This window comes from Acinetobacter sp. 'aerobic (ED)', from assembly GCF_904886855.1.
GTDB classification, from domain to species: domain Bacteria; phylum Pseudomonadota; class Gammaproteobacteria; order Pseudomonadales; family Moraxellaceae; genus Acinetobacter; species Acinetobacter courvalinii.
Genome location: NZ_CAJHGI010000005.1, coordinates 64,935 through 85,514 on the forward strand (window position 1 = coordinate 64,935; position 20,580 = coordinate 85,514).

A 20,580-nucleotide genomic window follows, 5' to 3' on the forward strand; every position below is an offset into this window, starting at 1 on the left:
ACAATGGAACCAGATGCTCACAGGAGACAGCCTAGTTCCATTTATATTAGTCATCTAAAGAAAAACTTTTCTTTTTAAACTTGGCCTTTAAATTATGCAGAGAGCGGGCAAACCAGTTTTTGTCTTCAGGACGTGTCACTTTGTTTCCACGATAATGAATTTGAGTGGCTTTAGAAAAGTCACCAAAAGGTTCAATCTGGTAATTTTCCGGACGATAGCCCGCCGCTAATGCTTCTTCATAATACTGGTCAAAGAGTTGCGTCAGGTCGCTTCTTGGATGAGGCATGATTTTACCGTCAAACCAGTGTTTTTGACCTGCAGCTTCTAAGCGCGGTAAAGAATATTTATGGCTGAACTGAGTGCCCATATCTGAATAATGTAGAATTTTGATCTGATCAATAGCTAATTCTTCGCCATCAATATTATTGTATGAATCTTGATAAGGCTGAACCAGTTTTGGCTTATCTTTTAACAAACGCATCAGTTTTTTGTGGCTTTCAGGATCTGCCTGTATGTCTTTTAATGGCGGTAAGTAGGCTTTCGCTTTTTCGCAATCCCATACACAGGTGCACAGTCGGGCCGAGTTCTTGCCACCTTTGGCAATCACCATGGCATCATCTTGCTTAGGGTGAGCCCATAATTCTGCGATATCGCATAACACAACCACATCCGCATCCATATAAATGGCACGGCCCTGAAAATTACATGACTCTGGAATTGCCCATCTAAACCCTGAAAAAGGGGTCGCCCAATGCTCAGTGTGCCAGCCTTCGCCCGTCTGTTGATTGGTATACCATGGACTATTTGGGTCATGGCTGAGCTGCATCCATATGATTTCAACGGGATGTTTGGTATGCTTGCGGACACTATAGTCCAGTACCATCATTTGTTCTAGATCACAGTTATTGGGATCGCAACCGACAAAAATTTTAATTGTGGAGTTAGACATTCCTAGCTTCCATCTTTAAGGCTGTATTCATAATTATAGTCTAAAAAGAGTGACGATTTTTGAAAAATTTCTCAGGTCGTGATGGATTTATAACGTGTTTATGTGAGGCAATGTAGTGATAACAAATACATTTATTGAAAAAACCAAAAAAAAGATTGCCAGAGCTAAAGTTGTTTCTTTTGATATATTCGATACTTTGTTATTACGTCCTTACCTTTCGCCTCGTGATTTATTCCTGCATATTGAAATTGACCAATGTCTGGAAGGATTTGCTTTTGCGCGAAGAGAAGCAGAATTGAGCGCCAGAAAGAAAAATCCTGATAAACAGGAGATTTGTTATGATGATATTTATAATGAAATTGAAGCACGCTTTGCAAGCGCCAAAAAAATTGAATTAGATTGGGAGTTTATGGTGCTCCAGCCGAATCCTGAAATGAAAATACTTTGGGATTATGCGCTTGAGTTAAATAAGAAAGTAATTGTCATATCAGACATGTATCACTCATATGAAGACCTTAGCCAGTTACTTATTAAAAATAAATTTCATGATTTTGCGCATCTCTATGTATCTAGCCGCTATGGTAAAACCAAGAAAAAAGGGACTTTATTTGAACAGGTCTTCCATGATCTACAGGTGAAACCACAGGATATTGTCCATATAGGGGACAATAAAAAGGGGGATTTTAGAACGCCAGCAAAATTAGGCATGCAGGCCATTTTATATAAACAGGTTACACATCAGTTTTTAGCCATAAATGAGCGAGCAAGACGATTTACTGAACAGAATGTCTCAAGTTTAGGCAAAAGCATTTTAGTGGCTATGTTGGCTATGAGATGGCGTAAGCAAACTTTGCAACAAGAACGCGCTCAATATTGGGAAGATATTGGCTATGCCTATGCAGCACCTCTGGCTTATAGTTATAGCAAATGGATTGAAACAACAGCTCAGCAGAAACAACTGGATCATCTTTTATTTGTTGCTCGAGATGGGTTTTTATTACAAAAAGCTTTTAAGCATTTCCATTGTGGTGAGATAAAGACAAGTTATGTGTATGCACCACGTTTACTGAATCTGGTTTATCGTCTGGATTATGACAAACGTAATATTGAGCATGTCCAAACGATTGTGGATTTCTATAGCCAGAAATATGCAGATATCCGTGAGTTAAGAGAGACTCAATCCCTGATTAAAGCAAATGATTATCACCAGTTTATTCAATCACATAAGCATATGTTTGAGCGTTATGCCAAAGAAATGTATGCAGATTATCATATCTATATTGATGCAATTGTGAATAAACAGGAGAAAGTTGGTCTGATTGATAGTAAGACCATCGCATTTACTTCACAAAAAATGTTGGAAGATGTCTTGCAGCGACCAATTCAGGGATTTTACTGGTCGACACTTTTGCCTTATCGAACTAAGAAATATGCTTTTGATACTTTTATACCCAATAACTTAAATATGCTTGATCCAAATGTGTTTACTAAAAACTGGAAATTTATTGAGCTACTTCTAAGTTCACCCGAGTTTTCCATTCAGGGGGTTTCACAAGAGGGGCGAGCGATCTATAAAGATGATCCGAGTACAGATGAACGAGTCATCAAAGAGAATTACAATCAAATTGAGAAAGGTGCTGAAACCTTCTATACCGATATTAAAGCTATTTTTGGTCAAACACCTGTTTATATAGAAGGACAGGAACTTGTTTCCTGGGTGAATATCTTTTGTGATCACCCTAACAGTCATGACATTAAAGAAATGACTGAGATCAGATTAGCTATTGATGCCTCCCATCACCGTAGTGTCCCTTTATTCTCGATGAAAACTTCATGCCTGGACTTTTTTAAACAACCTAAGGTGACCTTGAATGCGTTAAAGGGTATCGCTTGGAGAACGCCGCTACAATCACTTATTTTACATATACTTAAGCCAATAAAAGTAAAAAGGAAACAGACCAAACAAGTTAAAATCAGCTTTTTTCCTTATCTTAAAGTGCGATACTTTTTGTGGACCTTATCGCTGTTTAAGCGATTTTCTTTTCAATTAAGTTTAGGCAACCACAAAGAACATAACTCTTAGTGTTGTGTGCCTTATTAATCAGCTGAGTCAGGGCGCTTACTTCTCGTATTTAGATCAGCTTGCTTAGCTTTGCTAAGTATTTTTGTTTAGAAAAGGACGTGTTGAGTAAATTTTTAATGAGCAGGCTATATTGAATATTTTCTTAAAGTATTGAATTTAATGTGTTTGATGGTGAGCTTGTTTGCGGGGTGAAATGAGCTTTCTAACTGAAATATTATTTTTTATCCTATATTTAAAGGATTTCATTTCATCTCAATTTATGTGTATCTGAAATAATGTACATCATAATCAAAAACAAGTATTCTTAGCGCCTACAGGCATATGGCCTAATTTGTATGAATTATTACTATCCCGATATGAAAAAGTTTGTTGTAAGTCTCTCAAGCGCAGTCGAGCGTCGTCAGCATATATCAGCTCAGTTTGAGAAACAGGGCATCGAATTTAGCTTTTTTGAAGCTGTGACACCTGATATTGCAGCCTCAGATGCGCAAGTCATGAACCTCAGTATCCATGAAAATCATATTGCTCGGGGAGAACTTGCCTGTTTCATGAGTCATGTTCACTTATGGAAAAAAATTGTTGAGGATAATATCCCTTACATGGCTATCTTTGAAGATGATATTCATCTCGGTGAGAAAGCGCATGTTTTTTTAAATCAATCGGACTGGATTGAAAAAGATTGGCATTTAGTTAAATTAGAAGCATTTACCCCTAAAGTGATACTTGGTCCTAAGCATAAAGATTTTCCTCAGGAAGGTCGCGAGATCTATAAATTAACCGGCAAGAACTTGGGTACGGCAGGTTATATCCTCTCGTTAGAAGGGGCAACGTTTCTTTTAAATGAAATTAAGAAAATGGATTATATTATTCCATTAGACAATTTTATGTTTGAATATACTGTTAAAAATCATAACTTTATGATGTATCAAATGCAGCCTGCCTTATGCATTCAGGATACGATCTTGCACTATCGCTCGACCAGTATTCAACTTAAAAGCCAGTTAACTTCTGAAAGAAAGAAACGAATGCATGCAAACAAGGCCAATGGGTTACAAAAAATTATGGTCGAGTTGGCTCGAATTACATCACAATTGAAGATTACTCTATTTGCCCGTCGAGTGACTTTTAAGTGAAAAATTTTGTTATCAGCTTAAAATCTGCTACGGATCGTAGAAAGCATATTGAAGAACAGTTTGGAGAAAAAGGAATCGTATTTGATTTCTTTGATGCGATTGAACCTCCGCAAGTTGATCTTCAAGCTGAAAAAATTGGCTTGATTCTTCGTCAAGGTGATCTCAGCCGCAATGAACTTGCATGCCTGTTAAGCCATGTGTCTTTATGGCAAAAAGCTGTAGATGAAAAAATACCAGCAATCGCAATTTTTGAAGATGATGTACATTTGAGCCATGATGCAGAGCTGTTCCTAACTGACTCAAGCTGGTTGCAGTATGATATTGTCAAGCTGGAAAAATCATATAAAAGTGTAATTTTAGACTTGGAAAAAACACAAGTTTTCAAGGATAAAGAGTTCATTTTAAGGAAGTTAAAAAAACCTCACTTAGGTGCTGCTGGTTATATTTTGTCCTATCAGGGTGCGTTAGCACTTCTGGATTATATGAAAAGCCAGAATGAACTTGATCATGTTGATCAAATTGTTTTCCGGAAATATATTCATGAAGGCGAGCTTGGAATCTATCAATTGAATCCCGCTTTATGTATTCAGGACTATATCCTAAATCCTGAAGAACAAAAATTTAAAACCAGTCTGCAATGGCGTAATAAAGAAAAAATTAAGGTCAAAGGATTGAAGAAGTTATTGCGCGAACTGAACCGCTTTTTCACTCAGTTGAAAGAGTCTCCTTATAAAACCAAGCTCAAATTTATGAAAAGTAGTAAGCATTAAGCTCGCGTTATATTGGTTTAATCGTGACTCTTTTCTCGCTTTGCATCATGCGAATATTTCCTTGTGGTTCATTTTATATGGTTTAGTTGTATAATCCTGATTTTTATTCTCAAGCATGATGGTTGTCTAAGTGAGTATTTTTGTTATTAGTTTAGATTCTGCGGTTGAGAGAAGACAGCACATTGAAGCAGAATTTAAAAAATATTTAGTTGATTTCAACTTTTATGATGCAATCACCCCGGTCACATCTGATGAAGCCGCAAAAAGTGTCGGAATTGATTTAAGTCGACGTGGAGACTTAACAAAAGGGGAGGTTGCCTGTTTGTTAAGCCATGTCATGCTCTGGAAAAAGATCGTTGATCTTGATCTGAAGTATATGGCTATTTTTGAAGATGATATTTATTTGGGTGAAAATATACAGAACTTTTTTAATGATTTTTCATGGATCCCAGAAGATGTCCATATCATTAAATTAGAAGCTTTCGATAAAAAAGTGGATATGGCTTTTTTCCCAAAATTATCAAAAGATGGGAGAAGCTTATATCATCTTAAAGCCATGCATTTAGGTGGAGCGGGTTATATTTTATCAAAAGCAGCAGCTGAACATTATCTTGCACTTATTGCGAATATGCCAAAATTGGTACCTGTAGACCACATTCTGTTTGGTTGTGATGTTAAATATGGGAAGTATGAAACCTATCAAATTACTCCGGCGATTTGTGCTCAAGATTTCTATGTTTATAATAAATATGATAATTTGCCAAGTCATTTGGAAGAAGACCGTTCAGTCCGTCATAGAGCTGAGAAGTTGGCCCGACTGCAACAAAAGAAGAAACTAAGTCTATCACTCAAAGTCAAAAGAGAAATTTTCAGATTAATTTCGCAACTTCTAAAGCTTACAAAATTCTCTGCATATCGAACGGTAAAATTTAAATAATTAGGTTTTATTTATATGAGCTGTCTGTAAATTATTTATAGACAGTCTTATCACCGCCTCTAAACCGTTTATAACCCCACATATATTCAGCAGGAAAGCGGTTGATCATCTGCTCAACTGCCTGATTGAGTGCAGTGGTCGCAACTTCGATATCTCGATCATACAGTGCTGGATTATTCAGATCATCGCAATACACATCAAATCCCTCACCATCGTCACGGCGGAAACAGCTTAATCCTACCAGACGACATTGGGTTTTCTGTGCCATTTTGCTGGCCAGTGTACTGGTCAGGCAAGGAATTCCGAAAAAAGGAACCACGACACCGCCAGACGGATCGGGAACATGGTCAGGCAGAATTACACTGAAACCACCTTGTTTTAGATTCTTAAATAGAGCTTTGACACCCGAAGCATCTGTCGGCACTAAAGTTGCGTTGAGGCGTTGACGTGCATGTAAGGCAAATGCATTGAACCCCGAGTCTTTCATCGGCTTATACATGATGGTCGGGATACCATATTGATGTACCCAGGCATTCATCATTTCCCATGTCCCCAGATGTGGGGTAATGATCAGTGCGCCACAAGGATCGCTCAGTGCATCGGTCAGGACTTCCAGATGATGCACGGTATGAATCTGTTGAATGCTCCACTCGGGTGGCATGGCCCAGCATTTTCCAGATTCGATATAACTGAGACATTGCTTGGTCACACTTTCACGTGCAAGCTGTTCCTTTTGCGCTTGGCTGAGTTCAGGATAAGCCAGCCCAAGATTGACTCTGGTTTTCCACAGCATACTTTTATTCGGGTTTTGATTGATAAAGTAAGCCGCCACTTTCGCGATACTGCGCAAAAATGGGAGGGGTAAAATACGGAGCAGAGTAGGGTAAAACGACATGCTAGTAGGTCTTATTTATCGGCATTGCCTTTAAGCACCATATAAATCAGTGCCACAAAAATCAGTAAGGCGCCCACCAGACTACTTACGCAGAAGTATAAAATACGTTGGTTGGTATCCATATTGAAAAGTTCATTTGCCAGGATGTAACGCATAAAGAACCATTGAGCAAGTGAAAACACAATAATGATAATTGTATGTCGACGTACATCAGGACGCATTGCCATAAGACTGACCTCTCAATAAAAAGCAGTCTATTATGCCATTAGCGGACATGATCTCAAAGCAAAACTCGGTATTATAAAAAAACCCTGCAGCGCGCAGGGTTTTTTTGAAGCATAAACTCAAGGTTTATTTTTCTTCAGCTTTTGGCTTTTCGCGTAAACGAATACCCAAGTCACGCAATTGATTTGCTTCAACTGGTGCTGGCGCTTGAGTTAACGGACATTCAGCAGTCTTGGTTTTCGGGAATGCAATTACATCACGAATCGAAGATGCACCTGTCATCAGCATGATTAAGCGGTCAAGACCGAATGCCAAACCACCGTGCGGAGGCGCACCATAACGTAATGCATTCAGTAAGAAGCTGAATTTCTCTTCTGCTTCTTCTTCACCAATACCTAAAGCTTCAAAGATTGCCTTTTGCATCTCTAAAGTATAGATACGAAGTGAACCGCCACCGATTTCAGTACCGTTCAATACCATGTCGTAGGCAACAGAAAGTGCTTCACCTGGATTATTCTTCACTTCTTCAACGCTTGATTTTGGCAGTGTGAATGGGTGGTGAACAGAGGTCCATTTACCATCATCCGTTTCTTCAAACATTGGGAAATCAACCACCCAAAGTGGCGCCCACTCACACGTTGCAAGGTTAAGATCATGACCGATTTTCACACGAAGTGCGCCCATCGCATCGTTTACAACTTTGGCTTTATCTGCACCAAAGAACACGATGTCGCCATTCTCAGCACCAACACGTTTTAATAAATCAAGTACGATTGGCTCGATGAATTTAACGATTGGAGATTGAAGACCTTCGATGCCTTTTTCAAGTTCGTTGACTTTGATATAAGCCAAGCCTTTTGCACCGTAGATACCGACGAATTTGGTATATTCATCAATTGCACTACGCGGTAATGAACCAGCACCAGGAACACGTAAAGCAACGATACGGCCTTTAGGATCTTTGGCAGGGCCAGCGAAAACCTTGAACTCAACGTCTTGCATCAAGTCTGCAACGTCAACAAGTTTCAATGGAATACGCATATCCGGTTTGTCAGAGGCATAATCACGCATTGCGTCAGCGTAAGTCATACGTTCAAACTTATCGAATTTTACATTCAATAATTCGTTGAACATTTTAACGGTTAAGCCTTCCATTAAATCCATGATGTCATCGTCACTCATGAACGATGTTTCAACGTCGATTTGGGTAAATTCAGGCTGACGATCCGCACGTAAATCTTCGTCGCGGAAACATTTCGCAATTTGGTAATAACGATCGATACCGCCCACCATCAACAACTGTTTGAACAACTGTGGTGATTGTGGAAGCGCATAGAAGCTACCATTTGAAACACGGCTTGGTACTAAATAGTCACGTGCACCTTCTGGCGTTGCGCGTGTCAAAATTGGTGTTTCAACGTCAAGGAAACCATGATCTTCAAAATAGTTACGGATCAGGTTGGTGACTTTAGAACGGAAACGTAAGCGCTCTAACATTTCTGGACGACGGATGTCCAAGAAACGGTATTTCAAACGAATTTCTTCTGAAATATTGGTATTTTCGTCATTCAATGGGAATGGCGGAGTATCAGAAGCTGCAAGAACTTCAATCTCTTTACCTAAAACTTCAATCTGGCCACTCACCATGTTGGCATTTTCAGTACCTTCATAGCGACGACGAACACGACCTGTAATTTTTAAAACAAATTCTGAACGTGCTTTATCTGCTGTTGCGAATGCTTCAGGGGTATCTGGGTCGATCACCACCTGTACGAGACCATCACGGTCACGCATATCAAGGAAAATCACACCGCCATGGTCACGGCGACGATGAACCCATCCGCATAAAGTCACTGTTTGATCGATTTGGGCTTCAGTTAAAGAGCCACAGTAATGAGTGCGCATCATATTGAATTATTTATCCAAACTATATTGGCTGTAGAAGGTGAATGCGTAAACAGCGCAGCACCAATGAAGGGGAGATTATGCCTTGTTGAACGTATAGTCTCAAGTCTTAATGTTTTCAAGCGAATTTTAAACACACGCTTTTTGTTAAAATGATTTGCTACGGCTAGTTCGATCCAAAAACAAGAATAATAGACAGGCCATGGTGAAGACGGTTAAGCCAGCTTGCGTAAATTCATTCATCGATTTGCCAATAAAAAAATAACGTTCAGTATTCCAAAGATCAGTATTGATATGGCGGTTATAGTCAAACACTGAAAATAGCCCATATAAGATGGAAAGAATCATACTGATGAGTGCAAATCCCTTGAGTCGAGTGGGAACGGGATGATGATGTTGATGCGTCTTATAATAATGCCAGCACATTTTTATTAAAAAGGGCAGCGCAAGAATTGAAGAACCAATCTGCAAGACAAAGTGTAGTGGATAACTAAAACCCCACAATGAAATGTTCTGAGCCAGCGTTTCTTTAAAAGCAAATGTTCGAAAATCAAGATGGGTGAGCCCATCCCAAATCAAATGTGTGCTGATTCCAATGATAAGTGCAATACAATTTAGAAAGCTAAAAGAAATAAAATCATCCAGTGACTTGATCCCTAGAGGATCTTGAATCTCAAGACAACGATAAGTCACAGGCCGATAGATGATATACCACAATAGACAAAAGCAGAGGCCAAGCGGTAGGTTCGGAAATAAGAGACCGGCCCATTGATGGGTTAAAGGGGTATTTTCTTGTGTAAATAATCGATAAAGATCAGGTGTCATACAACCAATCGCCAAGGCGGCGACAGGTAAATGTCCCTGGCTCAGTTTGGATAAAGGTGGAGCAAGTACAGCATGTGACAGAGTAAAAGGCATATCGTTGGGGAATAACCATTGATTGCAAACATGGACAAGCAGTTTAACAAATGTGCTTGGTCAGACTGTTTTTTATTGCAAAATAAATGAAATGTTATAATATAACAAAAAATAACGATCAACTGATTCGAGACACGGTATGTCATTTCCGCACAATATTTTGACCTTATCCATTTTAGCTGCTGTTTCTGTATCTGCCTTTGCTGCAGAAAATGAACTGGTGACCACCTTAGATACCATACGTATTAAAGCGCATCCGCTTGAGCAAACCTCAAAAGATTTTGCGGTTGCAGATACCGTTGTAGATGAAAAACGTTTACAACAGGGGGCTGTGACCATTGGTGAAGCGCTGAGCAGTGAGCCTGGCATTTATTCCAATCAGTTTGGTGCAGGTTCAAGCCGTCCTGTCATTCGTGGACAAGATGGCCCACGCGTTAAGGTGCTGCAAAATTCATCAGAAAACATTGATGTTTCTACCTTGTCCCCTGATCATGCAGTCACGGTAGATCCGGCACTGGCCAAGCAGGTTGAAGTGATTCGCGGGCCATCTACCTTATTATTTGGCGCGGGAACCGTTGGCGGGCTGGTCAATGTCAATGACAGCAAGATTCCAACAGCAATGCCTGAAAAAGGTTACGAAGGGAATGTTGGTTTACGTTACAACACAGGCAGTGATGAAAAGCTGGCAACTGCAGGTGTCACGGTTGGTCTGGGTGATCAGGTGGCGTTACGGGTCGAGGGGCTGAAACGTGAAGCCAATGACTATATCGCACCTGACTATCGCCATGAAGGTGAGAAAGAGCGCCGTGTCGGCAATACCTTTGCCAAAGGCGAAACCGTCAATGTTGGTTTATCCTGGATTTATGATCGCGGCTTTACCGGAATTTCTTATAGCAACCGTCAGGATCAGTATGGCTTGCCGGGGCATAGCCATGAATATGAAAGCTGTAAAGCCCATCTGAGTGGCCGTCCGCATCTGCACTGTGGTGACCATGATCATGAAGAGGGCGAGGACGATCACGATCATGGACATGGCGATCACGACCACGATCATGCTCATGAAACCGGGCCGTGGATTGATCTGAAATCTGAGCGTTATGATGTGCGTACAGAATTGAATGATCCATTTGCTGGCTTTAAAAAGTTACGTGCGCAAGCCAGCTATACCGATTATCAACATGATGAAATTGAAGAAGACACTATCGCCACTCGCTTTAAAAACAAGGGCTATGATGGTCGTTTAGAGTTGGTACACAATCCGATTGGCCCATGGGAAGGGGTGATTGGTACGCAATATGGTCAGCAAAAACTGAAACTTACTGGTGAAGAAGCTTTCTTGGCGCCGAATACCACCAAGAAGTGGAGTATCTTTGGCTTAGAGCATGCACAATTTAATGATGTTCATGTAGAACTGGCAGCTCGTGCAGAAAAACAGAAAATTGATATTGATGATTCAAGCAAAAAAGATTTTGACGGTTCAGCCTTTTCTGTTTCGGGTGCTGCTAACTGGGAGTTTGCACCAGACTATAAACTTTCTTTGGTTGCGTCACATCAGGAGCGCTTACCGCTGGCGCAAGAGTTATATGCCAATGGTGGGCATTTTGCCACCAATACCTATGAACTGGGCAATGATGGTTTAAGTAAAGAGAAGTCAAATAATGTAGAGCTCGGTTTGCATTATGACAACGACAAGTTTGACTACCATGTGCATGTCTATCACAACTGGTTTGATGACTATATCTATGCGCAAACCCTAGACCGTTATAAAGATTTCCGTTTGGTGAAATATACCCAGGATCAGGCACGTTTCTATGGTGCAGAAGCGGAAGCGGGGTATCAGATATCGGACATGTATAAAGTAGGCGTATTTGGTGATTATGTTCGTGGCAAGATCGACAATGAAAATGCCCCGCATGTGCCGGCTGGACGCTTGGGTACCAAAGTGAATGCGGACTTTGGTGATGGTTTTAGCGGTTCAGCTGAATACTACCATGTGTTCCAGCAAGACAAGATTGCAGCGTATGAAACCGATACCCAAGGCTATAACATGTTGAATCTGGGAGTGGCGTATTCAGGTAAATACAGTAATGTCGGGGATTATCGTGTGTATTTCAATGCCAATAACCTGCTGGATGATCAGGTGTATCAACATGCATCGTTCTTGTCGACCATTCCACAAGTGGGCCGTAACTTCACTGTTGGGGTGAATTTTAACTTCTAATTTTTCACTTAAATCTTATTGAAAAATCAAAGTATAAGCTCTAGCCTACATAAAGTTCCCCCTCTTTGATAAAGAGGGCTGGGGAGATTTTTATTCGGCTAGGGCTTTTTTTGTTTATATGCGTATCTTCCAACGAATCCATCGAAAATTAAACTGGTCAGGTCGACGTTACATGGCAGTCATATTGAGTATTTTTGCGATTGGGTATATTGCTTCGGCAATCTACCACACCGTAAAGCCGCTCCCGAAAGGGCTGGATTTTACCGGGCAGCTGCGTCATGCCAATGTGAAATTTTTAGCCGATCAGACCTATATCGATGCACAAGGCCAGCAACAGGTCGATCAGCATATTTTCAAGGAAGTCTTCCATTTAATTGATCAGGCCCAGACCACTATTGTGCTGGATATGTTCCTGTTTAATCAGGAAGTCGGCGCTTCTAAGGTGAAACAGTTGCCTTTGATGCAGGAGTTGACCGATGCGCTGATCGTGAAGCGTCGTTTGCATCCCAATGTCGAAGTTGTGGTGATTACCGATCCGATCAATTCGGTGTATGGCGGGATGACACCGAAACATTATCTGCAATTGCGTCAAGCAGGTGTGGATGTAATTGAAACCGATTTAAAACCATTGCGTGCTTCTAATCCGCTTTGGTCGGGATTCTGGTATATCTGCTGTCAAAACCTGGGCAATAATCCTGAAGGCGGCTGGTTAAGCAGCCCGTTTGGCAATGATAAGATTACCTTACGCAGTTATCTGGAGTTATTTAACTTCAAGGCCAATCATCGTAAAACTTTGGTGGTTGATACGGTGGATGGCTGGAAAAGTCTGGTGACCTCTGCCAATCCGCATGATGGCAGTTCGCATCATAGCAATGTGGCACTGGTGGTAGATGGGCCAACCGCCATTGATGTTTTACAAACTGAACAAGCCGTTGCCAACATGTCAAAGGGTTCCAGTCCCTTTGTGATCATGGGTGGGGTGAGTGAAGACAAAACCTTGCCGCAGGTGCAAGTGCTGACTGAAAAAGCCATTTATGATGCTGTACTGAAAATGATTGAGACAGCAAAGCGCAATGAGCATCTGGATATGGCCATGTTCTATTTGTCGGAACGCAAGATCATTAAAGCCCTTAAACAGGCGCAACAACGTGGTGTCAACATCCGGATCATGATCGATCCGAATAAAGATGCATTTGGCCGTCAAAAGAATGGTATGCCCAATCGTCAAGTCGCATCAGAACTTCATGCTGCCGGTATTCCCATTCGCTGGTGCGATACGCGTGGTGAACAGTGCCATAGCAAGATGTTGCTGAAATATAATGCCCAGCAAGCGGAAATCATTCTCGGTTCTGCTAATCTGACCGCACGCAACCTGAAAAACTATAATCTTGAAACTGATATGCGTGTGATCGGTTCAGCACAAGCGCCTGTATTTAAAGATGCAGGGCAATACTTTGATGCCGCATGGACAAATGCCAATGCACGTCAAATTACAGTGGATTATGCAAAATATGCCGATGAATCCAAAGTGAAATACTGGATCTATCGTTTTATGGAATGGTCAGGCTTATCCACTTTTTAATTCAGCATAAATAGAGTTCTACACAATGGCGAAGATTAAACTGAATATCAGACAGGATCAGCAGATTGATTTAGAGGTACATCAATTTAATCATTATGCCGATATTGTTGAAATTCAAAGTTGGGCAGAACTGTTAGAATGCTATCGCTCCCTTAAACAGGAAGTCTATCCTAAAAAAGTGTTTCTGGTTCTGGATGATCGAGCACAGGCAGAATACACCTCGATGCATGCGGTCGAGGATGAGCGTCTGTATGTTGATTTTAGTGACGACCTCAAGGGAATTGAAGTTGATGATCCACGATGGGAGCAAACGTATCAAAATGTATGTGTTCTAAAACAATTGCAGCATTATCTTCAGCAATTGAATGATCCCGCACAGCAGCAGCGTTTTGAAAGCCTGGCTGAAAAAATGCAGCATTACGATGAAAATGACTTAGAAGCACTGCTTTATTTCAATCAAGATCTATTGATTTCTACTCATACTGAAATCATGGTTAAAGTGGCGGCTGTTGAAACAGAAGCATTGAAATTGGCGATGCTGCCGAATGGCTATTTTTCTTGTGATTTTGATCCTTTCGAGAATTATGCGCTGATTCAAAAAATGCAACCCTATGGTTTTGAATTTATCGGCCTCGGAGCAGCGTTATTAGGATGGATCAAAACAGCAGATTTTAAAGCTGAAAAGGTTGAAGATTTAATTCAGGATTTGGCGTTGATTTATCCTTTAGACGCTTCCCATCAGCAACAACTGAAAGCGCTCATTTTAAAACATGATTATCTGATTTTACCTTATTCTGAATCACCGCAAGAATATTTAGATTACGACCTATCCTGATTCAGGTTGAGTGTTCAACACGCTAAATTCAGCAGCTTAGTTGGCATTCAGCGTGTTGAAAGTGATATATCCTCAATAAAAAATTAAGGACTCGGTGGAATCAACTGATCCAGATCTTTATCGGCCATTTGCTCCAGTTCACTTAAATCGGTTTTGATTTTCCACTGGCTTTCATCATCGACCGGGTTCGGTAAGCGCGCCTCTAACCAGTCACAAACCACATCCGGGCTAAATTCCGGATGATTACACTGGATCACCCAGCCTAGAAAATCTTTGGCTTCACCATTCATATAGGGTGGTGGTGATACAGGGAAAAACTGGGTCGGTAAACGTTCATTGGTGGATAAATAATTGAGGACATGCCCAAGTTCTTGCACAGTTTGCCATGCCAAGGCATGTTCAACATCAATATTGAATTTAAACCACCAGGCATGCTGACCATCTGCACCATGCGCCACGATACGGGATTCTTGTACGCTAGGCACTTTACAGAAAAATTGATAGAGACGATCAAAATTCATTTCAGCCACAGATGTTGCCTCAAAACCAAAAAACTGATTCTAACATATCTACGCAAAGCTACAGCTTGCTGCATTTTATCCATGAAATTGGACAGTTAATCTGAAAAAATATGATGACAACAGTGGCGCTGGTTTTTTATTCTAAAATAGAAAGACACTCTGCTTTTAGGGAGATCACGATGCAGCAATTTCAACCTTATATTTATGGCTTGGCAGCTATATTGAGCTATCTCCCTATGATGAGCCATGCTGATAATGCTTGGGGTGGTTATAGCGGGGTAGAGCGCCGTTCCTATCACCAGCAGAGGCCGGCCTATCAACCGCCTGCACAAGACCCGTTTGCATTCTCGAATCAGCGCGCGACACCGACTGCACCACCAAAAGGCTATTATTATCAGCCCTATCAAAATAATGATTATCCTCACCGGAATTATCGACCGGGTGTTCGTGTCGAATATTATCCGGACACTCAATATGAGCGTAGCTATCGCCGCGAGTCTTTTGTGGTGGGAAATGAGCTACCGGGTGAGTTCCGTAGCGAGCGTTACGTGCTGCGGGATTGGGATTCTTATTCTTTGCGTGAACCGCCACGTGGTCGACATTGGGTGGTGGTCGATGGGCGTTATCTTTTAGTGACGGATGACAACTTTACTATTGAGATGATTCGCTGATCTGACATCTGCTTTTTAATTTTGGATGGAGCGGATTCTCCATAATTTCTCGCTATTCATTACAAAGCTTTGCAATGTCGTGGGTTTTATTCATGCTTTCTCCTAGAGTTTTTCTTAATCTGGTTTTAGATCAAAAAACTCAGGATCACACAATGAAAAAGACCGTCGTATTGCTTGTATCAACACTGATGCTTGGTGTCTCTGCTTCAGCCATGGCAGATTCAAACCGTTGGAATCATGATCATAAAGACCGCTATGATCGTTATGACCACCGCTATGATCACCGTGAACAACCACGCTGGTCGAATGGCGATCGCGGCAATCATTATGGTCAACGCATCAATTTCAAACGTGGCGAGCGTTTACCGTCAGAATTCCGTAGTCATCGTTATGTGGTATCTAACTATCGTAACCACCGCCTTTATCAGCCGCCACGTGGCTATAACTGGATGCAGGTACAAGGAAAATATGTACTGGTGGATTCCAAATATCGTATTTTCCGGGTGGCATAACCCCTAAATTAAAAAAGCAGGCAATCAGCCTGCTTTTTTAATTTATGCCAGTTCATCATCTTGTGGCCGAGGTGTTTTGTTGGAAGGCAAGGGTTGTTCCTGATCTTTACCACGAATCACGGAAGGGTAGTTCCACGATGCAAAACGTACCACCAGAATCGCCACTGCCAAAATCAGGATCGAACCTGTAGTAATCACCAAATCCATTGATGCTTTATGGTTATGCTGAATATCGGCAATCAGCAAACGGGTCAGTGCGGTAATGGCAACATAAATCAGAAAGCGCACTGGCATATGATTGGTCTTGAAATAAATCCCGACCATGGCGCCCAGTTCCAGATAGATAAATAGCAGCAAGATATCATCAATGGTGGCGTACTGTTTTACGGTCAGAATTTCAATCACGGTATGTACGGCTGACCATGCAATCATACAGCCGATAATAAACAGGGCTAAATAATGAAAGGCTTCAACTGCGTAATGACCGAAGCGATCAAGTAGACGAGGTAAGCCTTCAAGTTTATCTTTGGAGTTCGACATACGGTTTATATGCTCAACATGATGATTGGAATGATATGCAAGTTTTATGCTGATTTTATTATAGGCATAAAAAAACTGCCTCAACCTAGATTGAGGCAGTTTTTATGATTGAATGCGACTTAAGCTTGATTGGTGAAGTAATCTTCGCTGAAGTTCATGATCAAGTCTGAACCTGCTTTGATTTTCGCTAAACGCGCATCGAGTTCAGGCAAGATACGATCGACAAAGTATTGCGCTAATGCAATTTTGTTCTGGTAGAAGTCACCAGATTTGTCTTTTGCCGCTGCTGCAATTTTTGCGAACATATAAGCAAAGCTGAGTAAACCAACAGCATGTAGATAATCAACTGCAGCTGAGTTCGGGAACTCTGCATTTTCGGCTGCTTGTTCAATGATGAACTGGGTGATCGCTTCAATTTCAGTTGCAGCGTCTAGAGTTACATCTTTAATGAAGTTCAAATCTGTATCTAGATCATTGGCAAAGTCACGGATCTCGGTGATGTATTCTGCGATGAATGCCCCACCACATTTAATGGTTTTACGACCAATTAAATCTTGAGATTGAACGCCGTTGGTGCCTTCGTAAATTTGAGCAATACGAAGATCACGGATACATTGTTCCATACCCCATTCACGGATATAACCATGACCACCGAACACCATTTGCGCATCGAGCGTCGCCTGGAAAGCGGTGTCAGTGAGGTAAGCTTTTGCGATTGGTGTCAAAAGAGCAACGCGATCATTGGCTTTCTTCACGGCTTCAGCATCAGTTGAGAATTTAGTGATGTCGAGCTGTTGACCCACATACACCGCAAATGCACGAGATGCTTCGTTGTTGGCACGTACATTGAGCAACATACGACGTACATCACCATGTACCAAAATGCTGTCTGCCGGTTTGTTTGGTGATTGAACGCCAGAAGCACTACGACCCTGTAAACGGTCAGTCGCGTATTGTGCTGCGTTTTGATATGCAAATTCAGAAGCACCAAGACCTTGGATACCCATTGATAAACGTTCGTAGTTCATCATCACGAACATCGCAGCAAGGCCTTCGTTTTCTTTACCGACCAGATAACCTTTGGCACCGTCAAAGTTCATCACGCAAGTTGCAGATGCCTTGATCCCCATCTTGTGTTCGATTGAACCAGGACCAACAGGGTTGCGTTCGCCCAAAGAACCATCTTCATTCACCAAGAATTTCGGTACGATAAATAACGAAATGCCACGTGAACCTGCAGGTGCATCAGGGGTTTTCGCAAGGACCAGGTGAATGATGTTTTCAGCGAGATCGTTATCACCACCGGTGATGAAGATTTTCGTACCGGTAATGTTATAGGTCCCATCTTCATTGCGTTCAGCTTTGGTTTTGATAATGCCTAAATCTGTACCTGCATGTGGCTCGGTGAGACACATGGTACCTGACCATTCACCCGAATAGATTTTAGGTAAATAGGTTTCTTTTTGCTCTTGTGATGCATAGCTGTTTAAAGCCATCCCTGCACCCACTGAAAGAAGCGGGTAGAGCATGAATGATGGGTTGGTGGCGAACAGCATTTCATCAGACAGTACCGTCAGCATTTTTGGCATGGCCTGACCGCCCCATTCTTCGTCTGCACCTAAGCCGATCCAGCCGCCTTCAGCGTATTGACGGAATGCTTCTTTAAAACCTGCTGGTGTGAAAACTTCACCATTTTCCCAACGTGCGCCTTCTTCATCACCCGTACGGTTTAACGGATGTGTCACGTTTTGGGCAAATTTCGCCATTTCTTCTAAAATTGCTTCAGCTGTTGCAGCATCTACATGAGCCAGGTTTTCATTGGCCTGCCAAAATTGTTCTGCTTTAAATACATCATTCAAGATGAATTTCATGTCTGCTAGAGGAGCATTGTAAATTGGCATAATCGTTCCTTTCTACGCACAGCGTCATGTGCAAAATGATCAAATAAAACGAACAAATGAATTGAATCGTATAAATTTAGCATTGATTAAACAAAAAAAGGACGGTCAAAACTGACCAGTCCTTTTTCCGTGATGAACGTTGCATCTCATTCTAAACTATGTTTAGAAAGCGAAGTGTTCCGCATCAAGTTCAAACAATGGCGCAACGCCAGTTGAAAGTACGTCTACATGCGAACGAACACGTGGCAGGATCTTCTTGAAGTAGAAGCGAGCTGTGGTCACTTTTGCATTGTAGAAGTCAACATCAGTGGTACCTTCTGCTAATTTCTCTTGAGCAACAAGTGCCATACGTGCCCATAAGTAAGCAAGCGTTACATAGCCAGAGAAGTAGAGGTAATCCACCGCAGCTGCACCCACTTCATCCGGGTTTTGCATTGCACGCATACCAATTTGCATGGTGATATCGCCCCATTCCTTGTTTGCAGCAGCCAATGGTGCAATGAACTCTTGCATCGCCGCATTGTCTTTGTTTGCTTCAACAAATTTATGGATGATCTTGGTGAAGTCTTTTAACATTGCACCTTGAGTTTGCAATACTTTACGACCTAACAAGTCAAGCGCTTGAATCTCGGTTGTTCCTTCGTATAGGCAAGCGATACGTGTATCACGTACAATTTGCTCCATACCGTGTTCAGAAATAAAGCCGTGACCACCAAAGACTTGTACACCGTGCTTCGCAGATTCAGAACCAGTTTCAGTTAAGAATGCTTTTGCAATTGGCGTTAACAAAGACAAGATATTGTCAGCAAACTTACGCTCTTCTTCAGTTTCGCCTTTTTCAACGATGTCTGCATATTGAGCCAATAAGTAAACCAGCGCACGACCACCTTCAGCAAATGACTTTTGCGTTAACAGCATGTTGCGAACAGCAGGGTGAACGATAATTGGGTCAGCTTCTTTTTCAGGTGCTTTAGGACCAGAAAGCGAACGCATCGCTAAACGGTCTTTCGCATACGCCAAAGCGCCTTGGAAAGAAGATTCAGATGCAGATAAACCTTGAACCGCAGTACCGATACGCGCTGTGTTCATGAAGGTGAACATGCAGTTTAAGCCACGGTTTTCAGGGCCAATCAAGTAACCTTTTGCTTGGTCGAAGTTAATCACACAAGTCGCATTACCATGGATACCCATCTTGTGTTCGATTGAACCACAACGTACTGCATTACGCTCGCCGATAGAACCGTCAGCATTGACATTGAACTTCGGTACAATGAATAGAGAAATCCCTTTGGTACCTTTTGGCGCGCCCGGTAAACGTGCAAGTACGATATGGATGATGTTCTCAGCCATGTCGTGTTCACCAGCAGAGATAAAGATTTTCTCGCCAGAGATTGCATAGCTGCCATCCGCATTTGGTTCAGCTTTAGAACGGATGATACCCAAGTCAGAACCTGCATGAGATTCAGTCAGGCACATGGTACCGGTCCAAACACCTGAAACAAGGTTTGGCAAGTAAGTATTTTTTTGCTCATCAGAACCGTGGTGTTCTAAAGTACGCACAGCACCATGAGAAAGACCAGGGTACATACCCCATGACCAGTTTGCAGTACCCACCATTTCAGAGATTGCGATCCCTAAAGAGTTTGGTAATGCCTGACCGCCGAACTCTTCATCAGCAGAAAGAGACGGGAAGCCAAGTTCGATATATTTTTGATACGCTTCTTTAAAGCCTGTCGGAGTCGTAACAACACCGTCGTTCCAAGTACAACCTTCACGGTCGCCCACTTGGTTTAAAGGAGAAAGTTCGTTTTCGCAGAAATCAGCCGCTGCTTCTAAGTATTGATCAACCAATTCACGGCTTACTGTGTCTTGAAATGCAGGAAGTTTTGCGTAATGTGCTTCAGCATTTAATAATTCGTGCAAGACGAACTGCATATCACGTAAGGGTGCTTTGTATTGTGGCATAGCGGGTTCCTCAATAC

The 20,580-nt window shown here is 41.7% G+C and carries 18 protein-coding genes; 9 read left to right on the forward strand and 9 right to left on the reverse strand.

The window, feature by feature from the left end; translation table 11 throughout:
* Positions 1-46 precede the first annotated feature (46 nt).
* On the reverse strand, positions 47-949 hold the full coding sequence (locus JO943_RS11605) for a hypothetical protein (protein ID WP_005226855.1): 903 nt from the start codon (positions 947-949) through the stop codon (positions 47-49).
* 115 nt (positions 950-1,064) lie between these two features.
* On the opposite strand from JO943_RS11605, the gene JO943_RS11610 reads away from it, so the two are divergent.
* From JO943_RS11610 to JO943_RS11625, 4 genes are all read left to right on the forward strand, one after another.
* Positions 1,065-3,032, forward strand: a complete 1,968-nt coding sequence (locus tag JO943_RS11610) for an HAD-IA family hydrolase (RefSeq protein ID WP_202740850.1) — start codon at positions 1,065-1,067, stop codon at positions 3,030-3,032.
* A 335-nt stretch (positions 3,033-3,367) separates the two neighbouring features.
* On the forward strand, positions 3,368-4,165 hold the full coding sequence (locus JO943_RS11615; protein WP_202740851.1) for a glycosyltransferase family 25 protein: 798 nt from the start codon (positions 3,368-3,370) through the stop codon (positions 4,163-4,165).
* Positions 4,162-4,935, forward strand: a complete 774-nt coding sequence (locus tag JO943_RS11620; protein ID WP_202740852.1) for a glycosyltransferase family 25 protein — start codon at positions 4,162-4,164, stop codon at positions 4,933-4,935. Before JO943_RS11615 ends, JO943_RS11620 begins: the two co-directional genes overlap by 4 nt.
* Positions 4,936-5,065: 130 nt before the next feature.
* Positions 5,066-5,872 carry a glycosyltransferase family 25 protein gene (locus JO943_RS11625; protein WP_202740853.1) on the forward strand — a complete coding sequence of 269 codons (807 nt, stop codon included), beginning with the start codon at positions 5,066-5,068 and terminating at the stop codon, positions 5,870-5,872.
* A 31-nt stretch (positions 5,873-5,903) separates the two neighbouring features.
* Here JO943_RS11625 and JO943_RS11630 read toward each other — a convergent pair whose 3' ends face one another.
* The 4 genes from JO943_RS11630 to JO943_RS11645 all read right to left on the reverse strand — a co-directional run bounded on the left by JO943_RS11630 (position 5,904) and on the right by JO943_RS11645 (position 9,815).
* Positions 5,904-6,767 carry a lysophospholipid acyltransferase family protein gene (locus tag JO943_RS11630; RefSeq protein WP_202740854.1) on the reverse strand — a complete coding sequence of 288 codons (864 nt, stop codon included), beginning with the start codon at positions 6,765-6,767 and terminating at the stop codon, positions 5,904-5,906.
* 11 nt (positions 6,768-6,778) lie between these two features.
* The gene (locus JO943_RS11635; RefSeq protein ID WP_005226863.1) at positions 6,779-6,994 is read right to left on the reverse strand and encodes a hypothetical protein; all 216 of its coding nucleotides are present in this window, start codon (positions 6,992-6,994) and stop codon (positions 6,779-6,781) included.
* A 124-nt stretch (positions 6,995-7,118) separates the two neighbouring features.
* Positions 7,119-8,900: an aspartate--tRNA ligase gene (gene aspS / locus JO943_RS11640; RefSeq protein WP_005226864.1), complete on the reverse strand. Its 1,782-nt coding sequence runs from the start codon at positions 8,898-8,900 to the stop codon at positions 7,119-7,121.
* 144 nt (positions 8,901-9,044) lie between these two features.
* Positions 9,045-9,815 (reverse strand): DUF4184 family protein, encoded by a 771-nt coding sequence (locus JO943_RS11645; RefSeq protein ID WP_202740855.1) that lies wholly within the window; start codon positions 9,813-9,815, stop codon positions 9,045-9,047.
* A 139-nt stretch (positions 9,816-9,954) separates the two neighbouring features.
* On the opposite strand from JO943_RS11645, the gene znuD reads away from it, so the two are divergent.
* The 3 genes from znuD (at position 9,955) to JO943_RS11660 (ending at position 14,453) form a co-directional block, all read left to right on the forward strand.
* Complete coding sequence (gene znuD, locus JO943_RS11650) at positions 9,955-12,036, forward strand: zinc piracy TonB-dependent receptor ZnuD (protein WP_202740856.1); 2,082 nt, start codon at positions 9,955-9,957, stop codon at positions 12,034-12,036.
* Between the two features lie 118 nt (positions 12,037-12,154).
* Positions 12,155-13,618, forward strand: a complete 1,464-nt coding sequence (locus JO943_RS11655; protein ID WP_202740857.1) for a phospholipase D family protein — start codon at positions 12,155-12,157, stop codon at positions 13,616-13,618.
* A gap of 25 nt (positions 13,619-13,643) precedes the next feature.
* Positions 13,644-14,453 carry a hypothetical protein gene (locus JO943_RS11660; protein ID WP_202740858.1) on the forward strand — a complete coding sequence of 270 codons (810 nt, stop codon included), beginning with the start codon at positions 13,644-13,646 and terminating at the stop codon, positions 14,451-14,453.
* Between the two features lie 83 nt (positions 14,454-14,536).
* On the opposite strand, the gene JO943_RS11665 is transcribed toward JO943_RS11660, so the two are convergent.
* On the reverse strand, positions 14,537-14,974 hold the full coding sequence (locus JO943_RS11665; protein ID WP_032870209.1) for a hypothetical protein: 438 nt from the start codon (positions 14,972-14,974) through the stop codon (positions 14,537-14,539).
* A gap of 179 nt (positions 14,975-15,153) precedes the next feature.
* Between JO943_RS11665 and JO943_RS11670 the strand changes: the two genes are divergently transcribed.
* Both JO943_RS11670 and JO943_RS11675 read left to right on the forward strand, forming a co-directional pair.
* Positions 15,154-15,645 (forward strand): RcnB family protein, encoded by a 492-nt coding sequence (locus tag JO943_RS11670; protein WP_202740859.1) that lies wholly within the window; start codon positions 15,154-15,156, stop codon positions 15,643-15,645.
* 152 nt (positions 15,646-15,797) lie between these two features.
* Complete coding sequence (locus JO943_RS11675; RefSeq protein WP_005226872.1) at positions 15,798-16,157, forward strand: RcnB family protein; 360 nt, start codon at positions 15,798-15,800, stop codon at positions 16,155-16,157.
* Positions 16,158-16,199: 42 nt separating this feature from the next.
* On the opposite strand, the gene JO943_RS11680 is transcribed toward JO943_RS11675, so the two are convergent.
* The 3 genes from JO943_RS11680 to JO943_RS11690 all read right to left on the reverse strand — a co-directional run bounded on the left by JO943_RS11680 (position 16,200) and on the right by JO943_RS11690 (position 20,563).
* Positions 16,200-16,697: a phosphate-starvation-inducible protein PsiE gene (locus tag JO943_RS11680; protein ID WP_005226874.1), complete on the reverse strand. Its 498-nt coding sequence runs from the start codon at positions 16,695-16,697 to the stop codon at positions 16,200-16,202.
* 119 nt (positions 16,698-16,816) lie between these two features.
* The gene (locus JO943_RS11685; RefSeq protein ID WP_202740860.1) at positions 16,817-18,598 is read right to left on the reverse strand and encodes an acyl-CoA dehydrogenase C-terminal domain-containing protein; all 1,782 of its coding nucleotides are present in this window, start codon (positions 18,596-18,598) and stop codon (positions 16,817-16,819) included.
* 162 nt (positions 18,599-18,760) lie between these two features.
* A complete protein-coding gene (locus JO943_RS11690) occupies positions 18,761-20,563 on the reverse strand; it encodes an acyl-CoA dehydrogenase C-terminal domain-containing protein (protein WP_009512093.1) in 1,803 nt (600 codons plus the stop codon).
* Positions 20,564-20,580 lie beyond the last annotated feature (17 nt).

What these genes read in the sequence shown, in the direction of transcription:
- JO943_RS11670 (WP_202740859.1), top strand. Translation starts at nt 15,154, where the DNA reads ATGCAGCAATTTCAACCTTATATTTATGGCTTGGCAGCTATATTGAGC.
- aspS (WP_005226864.1), bottom strand. Translation starts at nt 8,900, where the DNA reads ATGATGCGCACTCATTACTGTGGCTCTTTAACTGAAGCCCAAATCGAT.
- JO943_RS11660 (WP_202740858.1), top strand. Translation starts at nt 13,644, where the DNA reads ATGGCGAAGATTAAACTGAATATCAGACAGGATCAGCAGATTGATTTA.
- JO943_RS11605 (WP_005226855.1), bottom strand. Translation starts at nt 949, where the DNA reads ATGTCTAACTCCACAATTAAAATTTTTGTCGGTTGCGATCCCAATAAC.
- JO943_RS11615 (WP_202740851.1), top strand. Translation starts at nt 3,368, where the DNA reads ATGAATTATTACTATCCCGATATGAAAAAGTTTGTTGTAAGTCTCTCA.
- JO943_RS11665 (WP_032870209.1), bottom strand. Translation starts at nt 14,974, where the DNA reads ATGAATTTTGATCGTCTCTATCAATTTTTCTGTAAAGTGCCTAGCGTA.
- JO943_RS11630 (WP_202740854.1), bottom strand. Translation starts at nt 6,767, where the DNA reads ATGTCGTTTTACCCTACTCTGCTCCGTATTTTACCCCTCCCATTTTTG.
- JO943_RS11685 (WP_202740860.1), bottom strand. Translation starts at nt 18,598, where the DNA reads ATGCCAATTTACAATGCTCCTCTAGCAGACATGAAATTCATCTTGAAT.
- JO943_RS11635 (WP_005226863.1), bottom strand. Translation starts at nt 6,994, where the DNA reads ATGGCAATGCGTCCTGATGTACGTCGACATACAATTATCATTATTGTG.
- JO943_RS11680 (WP_005226874.1), bottom strand. Translation starts at nt 16,697, where the DNA reads ATGTCGAACTCCAAAGATAAACTTGAAGGCTTACCTCGTCTACTTGAT.
- JO943_RS11645 (WP_202740855.1), bottom strand. Translation starts at nt 9,815, where the DNA reads ATGCCTTTTACTCTGTCACATGCTGTACTTGCTCCACCTTTATCCAAA.
- JO943_RS11655 (WP_202740857.1), top strand. Translation starts at nt 12,155, where the DNA reads ATGCGTATCTTCCAACGAATCCATCGAAAATTAAACTGGTCAGGTCGA.
- JO943_RS11675 (WP_005226872.1), top strand. Translation starts at nt 15,798, where the DNA reads ATGAAAAAGACCGTCGTATTGCTTGTATCAACACTGATGCTTGGTGTC.
- JO943_RS11690 (WP_009512093.1), bottom strand. Translation starts at nt 20,563, where the DNA reads ATGCCACAATACAAAGCACCCTTACGTGATATGCAGTTCGTCTTGCAC.
- znuD (WP_202740856.1), top strand. Translation starts at nt 9,955, where the DNA reads ATGTCATTTCCGCACAATATTTTGACCTTATCCATTTTAGCTGCTGTT.